Annotated in this window: 5 protein-coding genes; all 5 read left to right on the top strand. The window is 63.7% G+C overall.

The annotated features are described in order from the left end of the window. On the top strand, positions 1-786 hold a 786-nt coding region (priA, locus tag EN750_RS21345), incomplete at its 5' end, for a primosomal protein N' (RefSeq protein ID WP_127397561.1). A gap of 53 nt (positions 787-839) precedes the next feature. Continuing rightward, complete coding sequence (locus EN750_RS21350) at positions 840-1,535, top strand: aspartate/glutamate racemase family protein (RefSeq protein WP_127397562.1); 696 nt, start codon at positions 840-842, stop codon at positions 1,533-1,535. A gap of 94 nt (positions 1,536-1,629) precedes the next feature. Further along, complete coding sequence (locus EN750_RS21355) at positions 1,630-2,025, top strand: DUF4345 family protein (protein ID WP_127261416.1); 396 nt, start codon at positions 1,630-1,632, stop codon at positions 2,023-2,025. 246 nt (positions 2,026-2,271) lie between these two features. Continuing rightward, a complete protein-coding gene (locus EN750_RS21360) occupies positions 2,272-2,832 on the top strand; it encodes a F0F1 ATP synthase subunit delta (RefSeq protein ID WP_127397563.1) in 561 nt (186 codons plus the stop codon). Continuing rightward, a partial coding sequence (atpA, locus tag EN750_RS21365) for a F0F1 ATP synthase subunit alpha (RefSeq protein WP_127397564.1) occupies positions 2,832-4,149 on the top strand: 1,318 nt, incomplete at its 3' end. The genes EN750_RS21360 and atpA, both read left to right, overlap by 1 nt.

Here is a 4,149-nt window from a genome sequence, read left to right on the forward strand (position 1 = left end):
CACAATGAGCGCCGCCCCGAAGCCTGCCCGGAATGCGGCACGCTCGATCATCTGGTCGCCTGCGGACCGGGCGTCGAGCGGATCGCCGAGGAGGTCGTTACGCATTTTCCCGACGCGCGCACCATCGTTTTGTCGTCGGACCTGATGGGCGGCGTGCGGCGGCTGCGGCTGGAGCTGGAGGCGATCGCCGATGGCGAGGCCGACATCGTCATCGGCACGCAGCTCGTCGCCAAGGGCCACAACTTTCCCAACATGACCCTGGTCGGCGTCGTCGATGCCGATCTCGGCCTTGCCAATGGCGATCCACGCGCCGCCGAGCGCACCTTCCAGCTGCTCAGTCAGGTCACCGGCCGCGCCGGCCGCACCGGCAAGAAGAGCCTTGGCCTGCTGCAGACTTTTCAGCCCGAGCATCCGGTGATGCGGGCGATCGTCTCGGGCGACGCCGAGGCGTTTTACGAACGTGAGATTGCCGAGCGCGAACGAGCCGCACTGCCGCCCTTCGGCAGGCTCGCGGGTGTCATCGTCAGTGCGGTGACACGAGCGGAAGCCGAAGGCCACGCACGCGGCCTGCGCCGCGCCGCGCCGGAGGCGTCAGATCTGTTCGTGCTGGGTCCAGCCGAGGCGCCGTTGTCACTGCTCGGCGGCCGCCACCGCTTCCGTCTGCTGATCCAGGGCGAACGGCGCGCCGACATGCAAGGGTTTATCAGGGCCATGCTGGCCAACGGGCCGAAGCAGCGCGGCTCGGTCAGGGTGCAGGTCGACATCGACCCGCAGAGCTTTTTGTAAGGTCGCGCTTTCAGCGATAGGTTGCCGCAAGCCAGCGAGATGTGGAAACTCATATGAAAACCCTCGGCCTTCTGGGCGGCATGAGCTGGGAATCGACCGCCATCTACTATCGCCTGCTCAACGAGATCGTGCGCGAGCGGCTGGGCGGGCTGCATTCGGCCAGGCTTCTGCTGTGGTCATTCGATTTTGCCGAGATCGCCGAGCGGCAGCATCATGGTGACTGGGATGGCGCCGGTGTGCTTCTAGTCGAAGCCGCGCGCAAGCTCGAGGCCGGCGGCGCGGAAGGCCTGTTGTTGTGCACCAACACCATGCACAAACTGGCAGACCAGGTGCAGGCGTCGGTGTCGATCCCGCTGATCCACATAGCCGATGCCACCGCGGTGGCGGTCAAGCGCGCCGGCATGCAGCGTCCGGCGCTGCTGGCGACGCGCTTCACCATGGAGCAGGATTTCTACAAGGGCCGGCTCGCCGACAAATTTGGCTTGAACCCTGTCGTGCCCGATGGTGCCGGGCGCGACATGGTCCACCGTGTCATCTATGAGGAACTGTGCCAGGGCATCGTCACGGAGATCTCGAAGGCGGCCTATATCGCTGAGACCGAACGCCTGCGCCGCGAAGAGGCCGCCGACAGCGTCATCATGGGTTGCACCGAGATCACCATGCTGATCGGCCAGCAGGATTTCGACATTCCGGTCTTCGACACGACGCGCATCCATGCCGAGGCGGCTGTGGAATTCGCGCTCGGTTGATGCGCGCTGCCTAAAGTACCTGGACCCATCTGGCGCGGGGGCTTTCCTCCGTTAGAATGCCTGGAATTTCAAACAGGCATTTCGAGGGGACAAGATGGATTTTGCGCTTCCGTGGCCGACGAGCCAGGGCGAATGGCTGGCCTGGTCGAGCGCCGTCGTCACCGTGCTGCTCGGTCTTTTGTTTTTTCTGGCACCTGGACTCGCCTTCCGTGCCCTGCGCCTGCAGGTCAAGCCAGAGAAGGCTGCTGCGATCGCCGAGGGGCGCGGCAGGATGTCGGGCTTCTATCTCGGCGTCGGACTGTGCTGTATCCTGCTGGCGCAGCCGCTGATCTACATGGCGCTTGGCTTCTCCTGGCTGTTCACCGCCTTCGGCCGGCTGCTGTCGATGATGTCGGATGGCGCCAACACGCCTTTCAATTGGGTTTCCATCGTGGTGGAATTGGTGCTGGCGGCATTGCCGCTCGCCTTTGCCTTCGGCTTTCTGCCTTGAATCGTTGGGTATTCCGCGATGGAAGGCGGGCGACTTTCGCCGGATGCGACAATAGTGCCTGAAAACCATGCGGAACGACGCATTGCGGTCTTAAAATGCCTGTGCTAGACGGCAATCGACTTTCGGCCGGGGATAGCGGAAGCCGCGCCTCCGTGCTCGAAAAAATGCAGTAAGGTCAAAGATTTAGCCAGAGTTTTTGCTCGCGCCAACAATCTACGGCCTGTCAGACAAGAGAAAAGACGGTCCGTGGCTCAATCGTCATCGCCAATCTCAGGTGTCGCAGAACGCTATGCGGGTTCGCTGTTCGAACTCGCCCTGCAGGCAAATTCCGTGGCCAAGGTCGAAGCCGACCTCAACAGCTTCGAAGCCATGCTCGCGGGCAGCGCCGACCTTACCCGACTGATCAACAGCCCGGTGTTCTCCAGCGAGGACCAGGCCAAGGCCATCGCGGCGATCGCCGACAAGGCAGGGATTGCCGGCCTCACCGGCAATTTCCTGCGCGTCGTCGCCCGTAATCGCCGTCTGTTCGCCATTCCCGGCATGATCAGGGCGTTCCGCCAGATCGCCGCCGAACATCGTGGCGAAACCGCTGCTGAAGTCACGTCGGCTCACGAGCTGACGGCTGCCCAGCAGACCGAACTCAAGGCGACGCTGAAGAGCGTTGCCGGCAAGGACGTGGCCATCTCCGTTACCGTCGATCCGTCGCTGCTCGGCGGGCTGGTGGTCAAGATGGGCTCGCGCCAGATCGATACGTCGCTCAAAACCAAACTCAATTCGCTCAAGCTTGCACTGAAAGAGGTCGGCTGATGGACATCCGCGCCGCGGAAATTTCCGCAATTCTGAAAGACCAGATCAAGAATTTCGGCAAGGAGGCCGAGGTCTCCGAAGTCGGACAGGTGCTGTCCGTCGGTGACGGTATCGCCCGTGTCTACGGCCTCGACAATGTCCAGGCAGGCGAGATGGTCGAATTCCCCGGCGGCATCCGCGGCATGGCGCTCAACCTCGAAGCCGACAATGTCGGCGTCGTCATCTTCGGCGCCGACCGCGACATCAAGGAAGGCGACATCGTCAAGCGCACCGGCGCCATCGTCGACGTCCCCGTCGGCCCCGGCCTGCTCGGCCGCGTCGTTGATGCGCTCGGCAATCCGATCGACGGCAAGGGTCCGATCAAGGCGGTCGAGCGCAAGCGCGTCGACGTCAAGGCGCCCGGCATCATTCCGCGCAAGTCGGTGAACGAGCCGATGTCGACGGGCCTCAAGGCCATCGATGCGCTGATCCCGGTCGGTCGCGGCCAGCGCGAGCTGGTCATCGGCGATCGCCAGACCGGCAAGACCGCCATCATCCTCGACACGATGCTCAACCAGAAATCGGTGCACGACAACGGCCCCGAGAAGGAAAAGCTCTACTGCGTCTACGTCGCCGTCGGCCAGAAGCGCTCGACCGTCGCGCAGTTCGTCAAGGTGTTGGAAGAGCGCGGCGCGCTCGAATACTCGATCATCGTCGCCGCCACCGCTTCCGATCCGGCGCCGATGCAGTTCCTGGCGCCGTTCGCCGGCGCCACCATGGGCGAATATTTCCGCGACAATGGCATGCACGCGCTAATCAGCTATGACGATCTGTCGAAGCAGGCCGTCGCCTATCGCCAGATGTCGCTGCTGCTGCGTCGCCCGCCGGGCCGCGAAGCCTATCCGGGCGACGTCTTCTACCTGCACTCGCGCCTGCTCGAGCGCGCCGCCAAGCTCAACGACGATCTGGGCGGTGGTTCGCTGACCGCGCTGCCGATCATCGAGACGCAGGCCAACGACGTGTCGGCCTACATCCCGACCAACGTGATCTCGATCACCGACGGCCAGATCTTCCTCGAGACCAACCTGTTCTTCCAGGGCATTCGTCCTGCGGTGAACGTCGGTCTGTCGGTCAGCCGCGTCGGTTCGGCCGCGCAGATCAAGGCGATGAAGCAGGTTGCCGGCTCGATCAAGGGCGAGCTCGCGCAGTACCGCGAAATGGCGGCCTTCGCGCAGTTCGGCTCGGATCTCGACGCCGCCACGCAGCGCCTGCTCAACCGCGGATCGCGCCTCACAGAACTCCTGAAGCAGCCGCAGTTCTCGCCGCTGAAGACGGAAG

Source organism: Mesorhizobium sp. M7A.F.Ca.ET.027.03.2.1, assembly GCF_003999175.1.
Classification (GTDB): Bacteria; Pseudomonadota; Alphaproteobacteria; order Rhizobiales; family Rhizobiaceae; genus Mesorhizobium.

What these genes read in the sequence shown, in the direction of transcription:
- EN750_RS21350 (WP_127397562.1), top strand. Translation starts at nt 840, where the DNA reads ATGAAAACCCTCGGCCTTCTGGGCGGCATGAGCTGGGAATCGACCGCC.
- EN750_RS21355 (WP_127261416.1), top strand. Translation starts at nt 1,630, where the DNA reads ATGGATTTTGCGCTTCCGTGGCCGACGAGCCAGGGCGAATGGCTGGCC.